Here is a 15,858-nt window from a genome sequence, read left to right on the forward strand (position 1 = left end):
CGCCGCCTTAGCTCAGTCGGCCAGAGCACTTCACTCGTAATGAAGGGGTCTGGGGTTCGAATCCCCAAGGCGGCTCCAGTTCAAAGGCCCTCCCGGTTCGTCCAGGAGGGCCTTTTGCATGGGCGTACAGCGGCCGGCCGAACTGACCGCCTCGGCGTACGGGGTGCCGGCCGGTTGACGGGGCCGTCGGTCCGCCTGAGCGGGCGGGGGAGACCTCGGGAGATGGAACGCGCCCACCGTCGTCCGGGCGGTCATGATCGAACTGCGTTCCTTGAGACAACCGAATGGGATGACGAAATCCCATCTGAGACCCGCCAGGTGAGGGGATCTCAGCTTGCCAGTGTGCCACTGGTCGAGCTGAGCCCCCGCTTGCTCGACCCGAGCAGGCGGAGGAGTGCGGGTCATGCAGTTGTCGGTGTTCGTGATCGCGGCCGTTGTCACGCTCGCGATTCCCGCCGTGGCGATGACGGTTGTGGCGATCGTCGCGCTCCGCGGCACGCGGCCGGATGAGCGGCCTGAGATCCTGCGTGCCCTCGCGGTCCTGGCGCGGGCGAATCGCGGCTCGATCTCCGAATTGGCGCAACGCAGGCGACTGCCGTCCTCCCGGGCTGCGGAGAACGCAGGGCGGGAGCGGGCGTAGTGGTCGGGGTGCGCGGGTGGGGTCACTGTGTGTGCCGGGAGGAGGGAAGGGGACTGTAAACGTAAGGTGATTGATCGAACACCGTGAGTTGCGACATGGTGCATGAGCCCTGTTCAACGCACCCCCGGAGGGACACTCATGCTGGTTCGTCGCCTTCTGTCTGGAGCCGTCCTCGTCGTCACCGTCAGTGCGGGCCTCGTTCTGCCCGCCGCGGCTTCCGCTCCGAACCCGATGTGCATCGACGTCACCAACGACCGCGGTAACGGGGTTCGGATCTATCAGTGGGAGTGTCAGGCCAACAACAACAATCAGAGGTTCGTGATCGACGGGGGTCAGATCAAGATCAAGGACACTCTGGGGACGTCGCGGCCGATGTGTGTCGATGTCACCAATGACCGCGGTAACGGGGTCCGGATCTATCAGTGGGAGTGTCAGGCCAACAACAACAATCAGAGGTTCGTGATCGACGGGGGTCAGATCAAGATCAAGGACACTCTGGGGACGTCGCGGCCGATGTGTGTGGACGTCACCAATGACCGCGGTAACGGGGTCCGGATTTATCAGTGGGAGTGTCAGAGCGGCAACAACAATCAGAGGTTCGTGATCGACGGGGGTCAGATCAAGATCAAGGACACTCTGGTCTGAGCCGGCGGCTCGGCGGCGGGGGCTGGTCCGCGGTGATCGGACCGGCCCCCGCCGTCCTTGTGCCGGACGCAGGACACCGGACACCGGACACCGGACACCGGACACCGGACATCGGACGCCGGACTGGTGACGGGGGCAGAGGTCAGGTAGTGAAGTCCCGGACGAGGGTGACGAAGTCGTCGGGGCGTTCGACGCTGGAGACGTGACCGGTGTCGAGTTCGAGGTAGGAGCTGCCGGGGATGGCGGCGTGGAGCTCGCGGGAGTTCTCCACCGGGATCAGGCCGTCGCGGGCGGCGCCGACGACCAGCGTGGGGGCCGCGATGCCGGGCAGCAGGTGGCGGAGGTCGACGCGGCGGCCGAGGTCGATCTGGCGCAGGCGGTTGGGATGCGGCCGGAAGTACGTCGCCCGGCTCTCCAGGTCCTCGGGGCCGAGGGAGTTGAGGTAGCGGCGGCTGAAGGCGGTCAGCATGGAGAAACGGGCGAAGGCGTCCGGGGTGCCGGCCAGGCCGAGCCAGGTCTGCAGGGCGGTGCGCAGGTAGGCGTCCTCGGTGTGGGCCCAGCCGGAGACCGGGATGAGGCGGCGGACGAGTTCGGGGCGGGTGGCGGCGAGGGACAGGGCGACCACCGCGCCCAAGGAGAACCCGAGCAGGTCCACGGGGGCCCTGCCGGAGTCCTCGATGACGGCCGCGAGCTGCTCGGTCAGGCCCTCGACGGTCAGGGGGGCGCCGTCGTCCTCGACGAGGTCGCTGCCGCCGAGGTCGGGCAGGATCACGGTGTTGCGGTCGGCGAAGCGCTCGGCGACGCCGTCCCAGGTCGACGACCCCGGGCCGGTGCCGTGCAGAAGCACCAGGCCGGGGCCGTCGCCGACGGTGCGGTAGGCGACGCGGGTCCCGGAGACGGTCAGGTGTCGGGTCATGGGCGCCACCGTGCCAGCCGGCGCCGCGGATGAGGAGCGGACCGGATTCCCTAGGACAGACAGTCCTGGACTGCGATATTTCGCGGTATTGCAGGATGGGCTCATGGATCGTGCGGAGCTTGCTGACTTCCTACGCCGCTCGCGGGAGCGGCTGCTGCCCGGCGAGGTGGGGCTGCCGTCGGGGCCGCGTCGCCGTACGCCGGGGCTGAGGCGGGAGGAGGTGGCGCAGCTCGCGGGCATGTCGGCGGACTACCTGATGCGGTTGGAGCAGGCGCGCAGCCCGCAGCCGTCCACCCAGCTGCTGGGCGCGCTGGCGCGGGCGCTGCGGCTGACGAGCGACGAACGCGACCACCTCTACCTGCTGGCCGGGCACCGGCCGCCGGCCGGGCCGCGGGCGGGCGAGCACGTCAAGCCGAGCCTGCTCTACCTGCTCGACCGCCTCGTCGGCACGCCCGCGCAGGTGCTCAGCGACCTGGGTGACGTGCTGGCGCAGAACGCCATGGCCGAGTCCCTGTTCGGGTGCAGCTGCACGGTCGAGGAGCCCGATCGCAACATCGTGTGGCGCTGGTTCACCGACCCGTTCAGGCGCGCGGCCTACCCGGAGGAGGAGCACGCCGAGCGCTCCCGCGTGCACGTGGCCGACCTGCGCGCGGCGGTGGTCCGCCGGGGCAACGACGAGCCGGCCCGCGCCCTGGTCGAGCGCCTGCGCCGGGCCAGCCCGGAGTTCGTCTCGTTGTGGGAACGGCACGAGGTCGCGGTACGCCGGGGCAGCCGCATGCGGGTCCGGCATCCGGCCATCGGCGCGATGGAGTTCGACTACGAGGTGCTGCTGGCCCCGGCCGAGGACCAGCGGCTGCTGATCTTCACGCCGCCGCCCGGGTCGAAGACGTTCGAGGCGCTGGAGCTGCTGCGGGTGGTGGGGCCGGAGACCGTGCACCGGAGCCACCGGTAGCCGTACGGGAGAGGCCGCGTCAGCGGGCGCGTCAGGACGGCGACGGTCCCGTGTCAGCGCGGCCGGGGATGGTTGAACCATCACCGGTTCGGGGAATCGGCCCGAAGGCTCTGAAAGGCGTACGAAGCATGACGAACGACAGCGTTTCCGTGGACAACGTGGCCGAGCGCCCGGAGCTGCAGAAGATCCTCCAGGAGATCGTGGACGCCGGTTTCGTCGGCGTGCAGATGCGGGTGAACGACGAGCGGGGCGAGTGGGTCGGCACCGCCGGGGTGCGCGAGCTGGGCGGCCTGGCCGAGCCGCCGGCGGACGGGCGGTTCCGGGTCGGCAGCGTCACCAAGACCTTCACCGCGGCCCTGGTCCTGAGCCTGGTGGCCGACGGCGTGCTCGGCCTGGACGATGTCGTGGACGACCACCTGCCCGAGTTCGGGCTGGACCGGCGGATCACCGTACGGATGTTGCTCCAGCACACCAGCGGCGTGTTCAACTTCACCGGCGAGTACTACGAGGACGGCACCGTCGTGCCGGGGATCGTCTGGTCGGGCAAGGAGTGGGTGGAGAACCGCTTCAAGACCTACCAGCCGCAGGAGCTGGTACGGCTCGCGCTGTCCAAGCCCGCCCGCTTCGAGCCGGGGGCGGACTGGAGCTACTCCAACACCAACTACGTCCTGGTCAGGCTGCTGATCGAGAAGGTCACCGGCCGGCCGCTGGCCGAGGAGATGCGGCTGCGCGTCCTGGACCCGCTCGGGCTGCCGGACACCGTCGTGCCGGACACCGACACGGAGATCGCCGGGCCGCACGCCCACGCCTACTACCGCTACGAGGAGGACGGCCAGGAAAGGACGGTCGACGTCACCCGTCAGAACCCCTCCTGGATCTCCACCGGCGGCGACATGATCTCCACCACCCGTGACCTGCACACGTTCATCTCCGGGCTGATGGGCGGCCGGCTCCTGCCGTCCTCGCTGCTGGACGAAATGCGCGCCGCGCATCCCAAGGTCGGCTACGGCCTGGGGGTGTTCGTCCAGGACGCGGACCCCGACACCGGCACCCTCATCACGCACAACGGCGGCATCTCGGGCTCGGCGGCGCTGATGTACAGCACGCCCGACGGCCGCAGGACCCTGACCGCCTCGGTGACCTACGTGGACGACGCCGCGATGTCCCAGGCCGCGGCGTTCCAGGAGGTCGTGCAGCGGCTGGTCAAGGAGGTCTTCGGCCAGGCGGCCTCCTAGGGGGCCGGGCCGGACGACGGGCGGCCCGGTGCCGGTCCGCCGCGCCGGCCGGGCCGGACGGCGGGCGGCCCCGTGCCGGCCGCCGCGCCGGTGGTCCGCCGCCTTGACAGGGGCCCTTGCGCGGCAGGGAGAAATCGTCTAACTCTTAGGAAGGTTTCCTTTTTAATGGAAGGCGCGCAGAGTGGCCGCTACCCCCCGATCCGGCGCCCTGAAGCTCGTCCTGGCGGCCCTGTGCCTGCTGCTGGCCACCGCCTGCGGGGCGGCCGGAGCCCAGGCCCCTCCGGTGAACGCCCAGGACGTGATGTTCGTGCAGATGATGGTGCAGCACCACCGTCAGGGCATAGAGGTCGCCAAGCTCGGCAGTCAACGGGCCACCGACGACCAGCTCCGGATCCTGGTGGCCGCCGTGGCCAGCACGCAGCAGGACGAGGTCGAGATGATGCTGCGCTGGCTGTACGCCTGGGAGCAGCCGCTCACCGCCGCCTCCGGCGCCCATGACCACCACGGCGGCATGCCGGAGACCGACCGCAAGCAGATCGGGGCGCTGAAGAAGTCGAAGTCCTTCGAGCACGACCTGATGACCCTGCTGATCGCGCACCAGGGCGATGCCATCAAGATGGCGGACACCGAGGTCGCCTCCGGCGCGGACCCGGCGGTCAAGGAGTGGGCGGGGCAGGTGCAGGCGTCCCGCAAGGCGCAGATCGACCTGATGAAGGACCTGCTCAAGCGCTGATCGGGGAAGATCCCCGGTCGGCGTAGACGTGCGTCGGATTAAGTGATTAGATCACTTGATATGTCCGAGGTTGCGCGGCCGACGCTTTCCGACGCTCTGACCGAGCGCATGCTGGAGCTCATCCGTAGTGGAGGGCACCGGCCGGGCGACAGGCTGCCCTCCACCAGGGAGCTCTCCCAGCGTTTCGCCGTCACCACCCCGACGCTGCGCGAAGCGCTGCGCAGGCTGGAGGCCACCGGAGCCATCGAGCTGCGGCACGGCTCGGGCATCTACGTCGGCGCCGACATCGAGCGGCTCGTGCTGCCCAACCCCAACATGCGCGAGATGCACGCCGCCCAGCTCCTCGAACTGCTCGGCGCGCGGATCGTGATCGAGCCGCCGCTGGCCGCCATGGCCGCCGAGCACGCCGAGGGCGCGGAGCTGGCCGCGCTCAAGCGGGTGCTCGACCAGGCCGGCCGGCACCTGCGCGGCGAGGACGCCGAGCTGCACGAGGCCAACATGTCCTTCCACCGGGCGACCGCGCGGATGGCGGGCAACAGCGTGCTGCACGAGGTCGTCGACTCGCTGCTCACCGTCCACGGGCCGGAGCAGCGGGAGATCCTGCAGATCTTCGACGACCGGCGCCGCGACTACGAGGAGCACCTGGCCATCCTGGAGGCCATCGAAGCGCGTGACGCCGCCGAGGCGCAGGCGCGCATGCGGGCCCATCTGGTCGACGTCCGGACCGTCGTCGAACAGAGGTTGCCACCCAGATAGAGCAAGTCCCCCCGAAAGAGCAAGGAGGCCGGCCATGTTCCGGTCACGTGTGGCCACGCTCGGCGTGGCGGCGCTGGTCCTGACCGCCTGCGGCGGCAACAGCGCCGAGGCGCCGAAGAAGAAGACCGAACTGACGCTCTACAACGACAAGGGCGCCTGGACGAAATACTTCGACGAGATGGGCGCGCTGTCCAAGCAGCAGATCGGCCTGGGCATGAAGCCGACGGGATACACCGACTCCGCGCAGTACCAGGCCTTCATCAAGGCGTCGTTCCGCACGGACGTGAAGCCCGACCTGTTCACCTGGCAGACCGGGGGGATGCTGGCGGAGATCGTCAAGCAGAAGCAGGTGGCCGACACCACGGCCGTCTGGCAGGAGGCGATCAAGGCGGGTGACCTGTCGCAGGACCTCGCCCCGTACTACACCATCGGCGGCAAGCAGTACTGCGTGCCGATGAACGTCGCCTACTGGGGCATGTTCTACAACAAGAAGATCTTCGACAAGTACGGCCTGAAGCCCCCGCAGACGTGGGACGAGCTGGTCCAGGCCGCCGAGACCCTGAAGAAGAACGGCGTCAAGGCCTTCTACCACACCAGCGTGCTGTTCTCCTTCGTCTGGTTCGAGCAGCTCCTGGCCGGTTCCGACCCCGACCTGTACGACCGGCTGTCCACGGGCCAGGCCAAGTACACCGACCCGGGTGTGGTGCAGGTGATGGAGAAGTGGAAGTCGCTCATCGACGCCGGATATTTCATGAACCCGGGTGACAAGACCGACCCCGGAGACGTCATGAAGACCGGCAAGGCGGCGATGGTCTCCTTCGGCACCTGGTTCAGCACCAGCATGACCCAGCGCGACCTGAAGTCCGGCACCGACTACGGATTCTTCGTCATCCCCAACGTGAACCCCGCGCTGCCGAAGACCTCGATGATCTTCGAGAGCGGGCCGCTGTGCTCGCTCGCCAAGGGCGCCGACCCCGACTCCAGCATGAAGTACCTCAAGTGGTGGACCACCGCCGACGCCCAGAAGAAGTGGGCCACCACCAGGGGCGACGTGAGCGCCAACCCGAAGGTCGAGATCGCCGACGAAGCGCTCGGCGCGGTCACCAAGGACGCGGGCGGCGGCAAGTACCGCCTGGTCAACCGCTACTTCGAGGCCACGCCGCCGCCGGTGCTGACCGCCGCTCTGGACGGCTTCGGCAAGTTCGTCACCGAGCCCGGCACGTACAAGGAAGTGCTGGACACCATCCAGAAGGCCGCCGACGAGTACTGGGCCACGCATCAGTGATGAGCGCCCGGACCCCGATGCTGGGCCGGTTCAGGCACGGTTACGTGGCGCCCGCGGCCGTGCTGGTCGCGGGGCTGCTCTACGCGCCGTTCCTGTGGACGGCCTACCTGAGCCTCACCCGCTACGACGGCCTGGAGCCCCCGGCGTGGGTCGGCGTGCACAACTTCGTCAAGCTGCTGGACGACCCCGCGCTGCTGACCTCGACCCGCAACACGCTCATCTGGGTGGCCGGCACGATGGTGCTGCCGGTCGGGCTCGGCCTGCTGGTCGCGGTGCTGTCCTACGACATCAAGGGCGGCGCCTGGTACCGGGTGCCGTTCATGTTGCCGTACGCGCTGAGCGGCGCGGGCCTGGCCATGGTGTGGAGCCCGGTGTTGTCCCACGACGGCATCGCCAACCGGCTGCTCGGCGTGGACACCGCGTTCCTGCAGGTCGCGCCGGACAACACGCTGGCCATGCTGCTGGTGTGGACCTGGCAGCAGCTCGGCGTGAACACGCTGCTGTTCGTCGTGGGCCTGCAGTCCATCCCCAAGGAGCCCATCGAGGCCGCCCGCCTGGACGGCGCCTCCGGCTGGCGGCTGTTCCGGCACGTGATCTGGCCGCTGATGCGCCCGCTGACCGCGGTCGTGGTCGGGCTGGCCCTGGTGGCGAGCCTGAAGACGTTCGACATCGTGTGGGTGCTGACGCAGGGCGGCCCGGGACGCAACTCCGAGACGCTGGCGGTGACCATGTACCGCGACACGTTCGTGGCCAGTGACTACGGCTACGGCTCGGCGGTCGCGGTGCTGCTCACCGTGGTCACCGGGCTGGCCTCCTACCTCTACCTGAGGAGGCAGGTGCGATGATCCGGCGCGTCGTGCTCATCGTGCTCGGGCTGATCTGGCTCGGGCCGACCTACCTGCTCGTCGTCAACGCCTCCAGGCCGGCGGCCTCGTACGACCCGGGCAGCGCGTGGGCGCCGTCCGGCGACTTCGCGCTGCTGGACAACTTCGGCCGCGCCCTGGACAGCGCCGACCTGACCGGCAGCCTGGCCAGCACCGCACTCTACGCGGTCGTCTCGCCGCTGCTCGGCGTGGTGATCGGGGCGCTGGCCGGCTACACGATCGTGGTGCTGCGGCTGCGGCACGGGTTCTGGTGGTTCCTGCTGATCTTCGGCGGCACCGTGTTCCCGTCGCAGATGCTGCTCGTGCCGCTGTTCGTCGGCTACAGCGACGCCGGCCTGTACGACAGCAGGCTCGGCATGATCCTGATCTACACCGCCATCAACGTGCCGCTGGCCGCGTTCGTGCTGCGCAACTTCTACACGGGGGTCGCGTTCTCGATCTTCGAGGCGGCCCGCATGGACGGCGCGTCCACGTGGCGCATCTTCTGGCGCATCTACCTGCCGATCTCGCTCAGCGCGCTGACGGCGGTGTTCATCCTGGAGTTCACCTTCATCTGGAACGACCTCATCTTCGGCCTGACGCTGACCCAGACCGAGAGCGTACGGCCGGTCATGACCGCCCTGGCCGGGCTGATGACCGACGTCTACGCCGGCACCCCGGTCCCCGTCGGCCTGGCGGCGGGCCTGGTGGTCTCGCTGCCGACGGTCGTGCTGTTCCTGGCAACCCAGCGCCTCTTCGCACGGGGCCTGTCCCTAGGGAGTGTTTAGATGACGAGCCGGTTGCTGCAGCGGAGCCTGGGTAGCCCCGACTACGACGGGATCAGGCAGGCGCTGCGCAACGACACCTCGACCCCGGTGATCAGCGCGCGCGGGCTGGAGGTGCGGGTCGCGGTGCTGCCGCTGTTCACGCACGACGGCCGCCAGGCGGTCAGGGTGTCGAGCACGCAACCCCTGACCCACGTGCTGGTGGGCGTCGACAGCGCCTCCGGCACGGACGTGACGCTGCTGGTGCCCGAGGTGGACGCGCCGCGCACGCTCACCCTGGAGTGCCGCGACGACGCCGGCGTGGTCGGCAGCGCGCAGGTCACGGTCACCCCGCAGCGCAAGTGGAGCGTGTTCGTCGTGCACCACTCGCACCTGGACATCGGCTACACCGATCCCCAGGGCACGGTGCTCCGCCACCACCTCGACTACCTCGACGCGGCCGTGCGGCTGGCCGAGGAGACCGCCTCCTGGCCGGACGACGCCAAGTTCCGCTGGACGGTCGAGTCGTCGATGCCCGCGCTCAAATGGCTCGACGCCCGGCCGGCCGGGCAGGTCGAGTCGTTCGCCGCGCTGGCCAGGGCGGGCGTGATCGAGGTGACCGCGCTGCCGTTCCAGCTGCACACCGAGGCGTGCTCGACCGAGGAGCTCTACCGCCAGCTCCGCTTCACCGGCCGGCTCCAGGACCGGTACGGCTTCGCCACCAGGTCCGCCATGCACACCGACGTGCCGGGCGCGGTCGTCGGCCTGGTGGACGCGCTCAACGCCTCAGGCGTGCGTTACCTGGCCGCCGCGCACAACTGGGCCGGGCGGTCGGTGCCGTACCTGCACGGCGGCGACAAGCTGACCAGGCCGTTCCGGTGGCGGGCGCCGAGCGGGAACGAGCTGCTCGTGTGGTTCACCGACACGCCGCACGGGATGGCGTACATGGAGGGCAACACGGTCGGGCTGACCGACTCCTACGAGCTGGCCGACGACCTGCTGCCGCGCTACCTGTCGGCGCTGGCCACGCGGGGCTACCCGTACGGGCCGGGGACGTTCGGGTGGCAGGGACCGGACGCGCCGCGCGAGCCGTACGAGCTGGACGTGCTGCACCTGCGGGTGCAGGGCGCGCACGCCGACAACGCCGGGCCGTCGATCGTGCCCGCCTCCATCGCCCGCCGGTGGAACGAGACGTGGGCCTGGCCGCGCCTGCGCTCGGCGGTCAACAGCGACTTCTTCGAGCACGTCGAGGAGCGCTACCACGACCGCCTGGCCGTGCACGAGGGCGACTGGACCGACTGGTGGGCCGACGGGCTCGGCTCGGGCGCCCGCCCGCTCGGCTACGTGCGCCGCGCCCAGTCGGCCCTGCGCGTCGCCGAGACCCTGCACACGATCGCCGGCACGGACGCCACGGACCAGATCGACGCGGCCTACGACAAGGTCGCCCTGTTCAACGAGCACACCTGGGGCGCGGCCAACCCGTGGGAGGACGCCGAGGAGGCGGGCGACTCCGGCGGCCTGCAGTGGACCCGCAAGTCGTCGGGCGCCTACCAGGCCCAGGACGACGCCTCCGACCTGCTGCACGCCGCCACCCGCCGCTTCGCCGCCGCCCTCTCCTCCCCGGACCCGGAGAGCGCGGACGCGGAAGGCGCGGACCTGCCGGGTGCGGACGCGGAAGGCGTGGTCCTGGCCGCCTTCGCCGTGTTCAACCCGGGCACCAGGGCGCGCACCGACGTGGTGCGCGCGTTCCTGCCGCGCGACGTGGTGGCCGTGGACGTGCCGATCGCGCTGGTCGACGCCCGGACCGGCGAGACCGTGCCGCACCACGAGGAGTACGTCGACCCCGACGACTGGCCGACCCGCCCGATCGGCCGGCACGTCCAGGCGGTCGTGCCGGACGTCCCCGGCTTCGGCTACGCGCGACTGGACGTCGTCCGCGGGCCGGGCCAGGCCCCCGAGCCGGTCGAGCCGGATCTGGACGGCGTGATCGAGAACGAGTTCTACCGGGTCGCCTACGACGTCCGCGAGGGTCACATCAGTTCGATCTTCGACAAGTCCGCCGGCCGCGAACTGGTCAACGGCGACGCCGCCGCCGGCTTCGGCCAGTACGTCTACGACCGCTACGCCACCGCCCCGCACTTCAACCACCTGTCGGGCCACGTCGGGGCGCACGACAGGACGCTCCTCGGCGACCGGGCCGTCGCCCGCAACGCGACGATCGTCAGGGCCCTGCGCACGGCGGTCGGCGAGAAGCTGGTCGTCGAGCTCCACGGCAAGGGCGTCGACTGGCTGCGCACCACGATCGAGCTGCACCGGGGCGTCCCCAGGCTCGACCTGACCTACCAGCTCGCCAAGCAGGGCACCCCGGCCAAGGAGGCGGTGTTCCTGGCGTTCCCGTTCGCGACCGGCCCGGCCACGGCCTGGGAGCTGACCGGCGGGGTCGGCGGCCCCGGCGTGCCGCGCGTGCCCGGTTCGGCCGAGTACATGTTGCCGATCAGGCACTGGATCGCCTTCGAGGACCCCGAGCTGACCGTCGCCTGGGCCACCCTGGAAGCGCCGCTGGTGCAGCTCGGCACCATCCACATGCCGTACGCGCCGTTCCCGCCCACGCTCGACCAGGAGGACGGCACGGTCTACTCCTGGGCGCTCAACAACATCTGGGACACCAACTTCCCGGCCCAGCAGCAGGGCGAGACCACCTTCCGGTACGCCGTCACCTCGGCGGCCGGCGTCAAGGGCAGCAGGCTGGGGGCGGCGGCGGCCTCGGGGCTGACCGAGCCGTTCGTCGGCGCGCTGGTCACCGGCGGTCCCGGGGCCACCGAGACCTACGCCTCGGTGGACCACCCCGACGTGCTGATCACCTCGATCGGCCGGGTGGACGGCGAGCAGGTGGTCCGGTTGCAGTCGCTGGCCGCCGAGCCGGTGACGGCGACGGTCACGGTCCCTGGACGGGATCCGGTCGAGGTCCGGCTGCCCGCCTGCGGGGTCGCCGTCGTCGGAGGGAAGCGCGCGTGAAGATCGTTGACATCCGGGCCACGACGGTCGCCGTCCCGCTGGAGGCGCCGCTGCGGCACAGCAACGGCGCCCACTGGGGCCGGTTCGTGCGCACGATCGTCGAGGTCGAGGCCGACAACGGGCTGGTCGGCCTGGGGGAGATGGGCGGCGGTGGGGAGAGCGCGGAGTCGGCCTTCCGGGCGCTCGTCCCGTACCTGAAGGGGCACAACCCGTTCGAGCTGGAGGCGCTGCGCTTCAAGATCGCCAATCCGACCGCCTCGCTCTACAACAACCGCACCCAGCTCCTGGCGGCCGTCGAGTTCGCCTGCCTCGACCTCGTCGGGCAGCACTTGGGCGTGCCCGTCCACGACCTGCTGGGCGGGCGGCTGCGGGACACGGTCCCGTTCGCCTCCTACCTGTTCTTCCGGTACGCCGCCGACGGCCATCCGGAGATCCGCACCCCCGCCCAGCTCGTCGAGCACGCCGCCCGGCTCAAGCAGGCGCACGGGTTCACCGTGCACAAGCTCAAGGGCGGCGTCTTCCCGCCGGACTACGAGCTGGAGTGCTACCGGGCCCTGGCCGAGGCGTTCCCGGACGACCGGCTCAGGTACGACCCCAACGCCGTCCTGTCGGTGGCCGAGGGGCTGCGGTTCGGCCGGGCCATCGAGGGGCTGAACAACGACTACCTGGAGGATCCCGTCTGGGGGATGGAGGGGCTCAGGGCCGTCCGGGAGCAGGTCAGGGTGCCCCTCGCCACCAACACGGTGGTCGTCAACTTCGAGCAGCTCGCCTCCAACGTGCTGCGCAGGTCCGCCGACGTGGTGCTGCTGGACACGACGTTCTGGGGCGGGGTCCGGCCGTGCGTGAAGGCGGCGGGGGTGTGCGACACGTTCCAGATCGGGGTGGCCGTGCACTCCTCGGGCGAGCTCGGCATCCAGCTCGCGACCATGCTGCACCTCGGCGCGGTGCTGCCGAACCTCACCTACGCCGCCGACGCCCACTACCACCAGTTGCGCGACGACGTGATCGAGGGCGGCCGGCTGCCGTACGCGGACGGCGCCATCGCCGTGCCCTCCGGGCCGGGGCTCGGGGTGCGTCTCGACCCCGATCGCGTGGCCCGCTACGCCGAGTTCTACCGGGAGACCGGCGGCTATCCCTACGACCGCGACCCGGGGCGTCCCGGCTGGTACGCCACCGTCCCGAACGAGCGCTTCGCCGACCCCGCGATCTCGGTGGACGTTGCCCCATAATTGGCCGCTATGTCCGACGAAGTACAGACAAAGAAGCCCGCCGACAACCTCGTCACCACCCGGCACACCCTGCCGACCGGTCAGGGGTACACCGCCACCACCGGAACCATGGTGGTGCGCGAGGAGGTGTTCACGGACGGCACGTTCGACGGCCACCGCCCGAAGGCCGAGGTGTTCCTCACCTCCTACACCCTCGACGACGCCGACCCGCTGACCAGGCCGGTCACGTTCGCCTTCAACGGCGGGCCGGGGTCGTCGAGCGTGTGGCTGCACCTCGGCATCCTCGGACCGCGCCGGGTCGTGATGGGGGACGCGGGCGCGCTCCTGCCGCCGCCGTACGCGCTGGCCGACAACGACGAGACCCTGCTCAAGGTGAGCGACCTGGTCGTCATCGACCCGATGTCCACCGGCTACTCGCGGGCGGCCGAGGGCGAGAAGGCCGAGCCGTACCACGGGTTCAGCGGCGACGTGGAGTCGGTCGGCGAAGTGATCCGGCTCTGGACGACCAGGAACGCGCGGTGGATGTCGCCGAAGTTCCTGGCCGGCGAGTCGTACGGCACGGTCAGGGCGGCCGGGCTGGCCGACCACCTCCAGTCGCGCCACGGCATGTACCTCAACGGCGTGATGCTGATCTCCTCGGTGCTCGACTACGCGACCGTGGAGTTCAACGAGGGCAACGACGTGGCCTACGCCCTCTATCTCCCGACCTATGCCGCCATCGCGCACTATCACGGGCTGCACGGCGACCGCCCGCTGGCCGACGTGCTGCGCGAGGCCGAGGAGTACGCCTCCCGCGACTACCCGTGGGCCCTGGCCCGCGGCAACCGCCTCACCGCCGGCGAGCGCGCCGCCGCGGTCTCCAGGGTCGCCGCCCTGTCCGGTCTGTCCGAGGACTACGTCGACCGCGTGGACCTGCGCATCGAGCACATCCGCTTCTTCACCGAGCTGCTGCGCGAGCGCCGGCTGACCGTCGGCAGGCTCGACGGCCGCTTCACCGGCTGGGACCCCGACGGCGGTCGCGAGCACTTCGTCTCCGACCCGAGCATGAACGCCATCACCGGCCCCTACAGCGCCGCGCTCAACCACTACCTGCGGACCGAGCTGGAGTACGCCAACGACCTGCCCTACGAGATCCTCAGCTCGCGGGTGCACCCGTGGTCGTACAAGGAGTTCGAGGGCGTGCACGTCAGCGTGACCGACCGGCTCGGCGCCGCCATGCGCACCAACCCGCACCTGCGCGTGCACGTGGCCTGCGGCTACCACGACGGCGCCACGCCGTACTACGCCGCCGAGCACGCCTTCGCCCACCTGCCCGTGCCCGCCGAGCTGGCCGCCAACGTCGAGTTCAAGTACTACGAGGCCGGCCACATGATGTACGCGCACGAGCCCAGCAGGCTGCGCCAGTCAGCCGACCTGGCGGCCTTCGTGCTCGGACAGCAGGCGTGAGGCGCGCTCCAGCCGCTGCCGCAGGCTGGCCGCGAGCGCGTCGAAGCGTTCCCGGTTGTCCCGGATGACCGCGCGCTGAAGCTCGGCGTCGGCCGAGAACCAGGCGGCGACCAGGCCCGAGGCCCACTTGCAGGTCGTGTCGGCGACGGCCGTCAGCTTCTCCTCCTCGCTCACGTCCGACTTCTCCAGGTTCCAGCGGGAGTCGGCGATGGCCGACTCCGGGTCGGGGTAGGGGTGTCCCGCCTGGGTCATGCACGACTGCCAGCGCCTGGTCGCCGCGGCCACGCCGCCGTGCTTGGCGGCCTGTTCCAGGGTGAGCGAGTCCTGCAGGCCCAGCCAGGGCCAGTCCGCCTGGCGGGTGCCGCCCTCCAGCTCGGCGGAGGCGCGGTCGAGGCAGCCGCGGTCGGCGGCGGTGCCGTACAGGCGGTGGCGGGTGTGCTTGGGCAGCTTGTTGACCCAGGAGCCGGTGGTGTCCGGGGACGGGGGCCTGGCCAGGTGGTAGCCGTACCGCTGGGCGGCCGAGGTGTCCACGACGCCGTAGCGGCGGGAGTTGCCCGGGTCGATCGCCGCCAGCTCGGCGGCGTCCTCCGCGGGTGGGGTGACGGTGAGGCCGCGGCGGCTCATGCACCGCGCGACCAGGTGGTTGTGGGCATTGCCCAGAACGGCCCGCTGCTCGGGAGTCGGCTTGTAGGCGTCGAACGGCAACACGAGCTGCGACACCGAGGTCACGCCCGCCGGGGGCCGCTCGCGTACGGGCTCGCCGGCGGCGCAGGCCGCGACGGACAGCAGCAGCGCGCCCGCGAGGAGGCCGCGACAGCCGGTTTCCGGCGGCCAAGCCCGGAAACCGGCACTCCCGTTATTTCTCAGCGGCACCAGATGTCGATCGAGCTGGTGCGGTTGTTGCCGATGGCGTTGTTCGACAGGTAACCGTCGTTGGAGTTGTGGGTGAAGGTGCTGTGCGCACCGGTGTAGTCGGCGTGCTGCCAGAGGGTGGCGCTGCAGCCGACCCGGTTCCTGACGGAGCTGGTCTCGTTGTCCATGCTGTGCCAGGTGTTGCTGAAGTCCCAGTTCAGCCAGTTGTTGTCGGCCAGGTCGGAGTCGTCGGCCGTGAAGTCGCGCCAGTGGTCGCTCTGGCCCCGGTTGTAGTCGAAACCGGCGTACAGGCAGACGCGGCCGCCGTAGCACGTCGAGCGTGGGCTGGCCTCAGCCGCGGCAGCCGGGACGACCACGGTGAACAGCGCGGCCGCGGCGATGAAGCCGGCGGCCTTCTTGGTGAGCCTCACAGGTCTCTCCTAGATCGGTGAGTCGTTTCGGAACCCGTACCAAGCGTGCTGTGAGGGGGCTCGGGACCCACCCTCGAATACACGCAGAGACCTTGG

15 protein-coding genes and 1 tRNA gene are annotated in these 15,858 nt (G+C 70.3%); 13 read left to right on the plus strand and 3 right to left on the minus strand.

Features of this window, described 5'->3' with window-relative positions; genetic code table 11:
• Position 1: 1 nt before the first annotated feature.
• The 3 genes from AB0C33_RS23920 (at position 2) to AB0C33_RS23930 (ending at position 1,285) form a co-directional block, all read left to right on the plus strand.
• Positions 2 to 78: transfer RNA gene (locus tag AB0C33_RS23920), tRNA-Thr, on the plus strand.
• Positions 79 to 403: 325 nt separating this feature from the next.
• A complete protein-coding gene (locus AB0C33_RS23925; RefSeq protein WP_358291509.1) occupies positions 404 to 640 on the plus strand; it encodes a hypothetical protein in 237 nt (78 codons plus the stop codon).
• 138 nt (positions 641 to 778) lie between these two features.
• The gene (locus AB0C33_RS23930; RefSeq protein ID WP_358291511.1) at positions 779 to 1,285 is read left to right on the plus strand and encodes an RICIN domain-containing protein; all 507 of its coding nucleotides are present in this window, start codon (positions 779 to 781) and stop codon (positions 1,283 to 1,285) included.
• A 142-nt stretch (positions 1,286 to 1,427) separates the two neighbouring features.
• On the opposite strand, the gene AB0C33_RS23935 is transcribed toward AB0C33_RS23930, so the two are convergent.
• Positions 1,428 to 2,201, minus strand: coding sequence for an alpha/beta hydrolase (locus AB0C33_RS23935; RefSeq protein ID WP_358291513.1), 774 nt, complete (start codon positions 2,199 to 2,201; stop codon positions 1,428 to 1,430).
• Positions 2,202 to 2,304: 103 nt separating this feature from the next.
• Here AB0C33_RS23935 and AB0C33_RS23940 point away from each other — a divergent pair, with 103 nt between their 5' ends.
• From AB0C33_RS23940 to AB0C33_RS23985, 10 genes are all read left to right on the plus strand, one after another.
• A complete protein-coding gene (locus AB0C33_RS23940; protein ID WP_358291515.1) occupies positions 2,305 to 3,153 on the plus strand; it encodes a helix-turn-helix transcriptional regulator in 849 nt (282 codons plus the stop codon).
• A gap of 128 nt (positions 3,154 to 3,281) precedes the next feature.
• Positions 3,282 to 4,388, plus strand: coding sequence for a serine hydrolase domain-containing protein (locus AB0C33_RS23945; RefSeq protein WP_358291517.1), 1,107 nt, complete (start codon positions 3,282 to 3,284; stop codon positions 4,386 to 4,388).
• A gap of 181 nt (positions 4,389 to 4,569) precedes the next feature.
• The gene (locus AB0C33_RS23950; protein ID WP_358291519.1) at positions 4,570 to 5,121 is read left to right on the plus strand and encodes a DUF305 domain-containing protein; all 552 of its coding nucleotides are present in this window, start codon (positions 4,570 to 4,572) and stop codon (positions 5,119 to 5,121) included.
• 60 nt (positions 5,122 to 5,181) lie between these two features.
• The gene (locus AB0C33_RS23955) at positions 5,182 to 5,877 is read left to right on the plus strand and encodes a FadR/GntR family transcriptional regulator (protein ID WP_352318565.1); all 696 of its coding nucleotides are present in this window, start codon (positions 5,182 to 5,184) and stop codon (positions 5,875 to 5,877) included.
• Between the two features lie 34 nt (positions 5,878 to 5,911).
• Positions 5,912 to 7,162: an extracellular solute-binding protein gene (locus tag AB0C33_RS23960; protein ID WP_358291521.1), complete on the plus strand. Its 1,251-nt coding sequence runs from the start codon at positions 5,912 to 5,914 to the stop codon at positions 7,160 to 7,162.
• Positions 7,162 to 8,007, plus strand: coding sequence for a sugar ABC transporter permease (locus tag AB0C33_RS23965; protein WP_357975433.1), 846 nt, complete (start codon positions 7,162 to 7,164; stop codon positions 8,005 to 8,007). The genes AB0C33_RS23960 and AB0C33_RS23965 overlap by 1 nt, the downstream gene beginning before the upstream one ends.
• Positions 8,004 to 8,813: a carbohydrate ABC transporter permease gene (locus tag AB0C33_RS23970; protein ID WP_358291523.1), complete on the plus strand. Its 810-nt coding sequence runs from the start codon at positions 8,004 to 8,006 to the stop codon at positions 8,811 to 8,813. Before AB0C33_RS23965 ends, AB0C33_RS23970 begins: the two co-directional genes overlap by 4 nt.
• Entirely contained in the window at positions 8,814 to 11,804 is a 2,991-nt protein-coding gene (locus tag AB0C33_RS23975; RefSeq protein ID WP_358291525.1) for a glycoside hydrolase family 38 C-terminal domain-containing protein, read from the plus strand.
• The gene (locus AB0C33_RS23980) at positions 11,801 to 13,033 is read left to right on the plus strand and encodes an enolase C-terminal domain-like protein (protein ID WP_358291527.1); all 1,233 of its coding nucleotides are present in this window, start codon (positions 11,801 to 11,803) and stop codon (positions 13,031 to 13,033) included. The genes AB0C33_RS23975 and AB0C33_RS23980 overlap by 4 nt, the downstream gene beginning before the upstream one ends.
• A 9-nt stretch (positions 13,034 to 13,042) precedes the next feature.
• Positions 13,043 to 14,479 carry a peptidase S10 gene (locus AB0C33_RS23985; protein WP_358291529.1) on the plus strand — a complete coding sequence of 479 codons (1,437 nt, stop codon included), beginning with the start codon at positions 13,043 to 13,045 and terminating at the stop codon, positions 14,477 to 14,479.
• Here AB0C33_RS23985 and AB0C33_RS23990 read toward each other — a convergent pair.
• A complete protein-coding gene (locus AB0C33_RS23990; RefSeq protein WP_358291531.1) occupies positions 14,438 to 15,352 on the minus strand; it encodes a hypothetical protein in 915 nt (304 codons plus the stop codon). The genes AB0C33_RS23985 and AB0C33_RS23990 overlap by 42 nt on opposite strands.
• Complete coding sequence (locus AB0C33_RS23995; RefSeq protein ID WP_358291533.1) at positions 15,343 to 15,762, minus strand: peptidase inhibitor family I36 protein; 420 nt, start codon at positions 15,760 to 15,762, stop codon at positions 15,343 to 15,345. The genes AB0C33_RS23990 and AB0C33_RS23995 overlap by 10 nt, the downstream gene beginning before the upstream one ends.
• Positions 15,763 to 15,858 lie beyond the last annotated feature (96 nt).

The organism is Nonomuraea sp. NPDC048881 (assembly GCF_040649795.1).
Taxonomy (GTDB): Bacteria; Actinomycetota; Actinomycetes; order Streptosporangiales; family Streptosporangiaceae; genus Nonomuraea.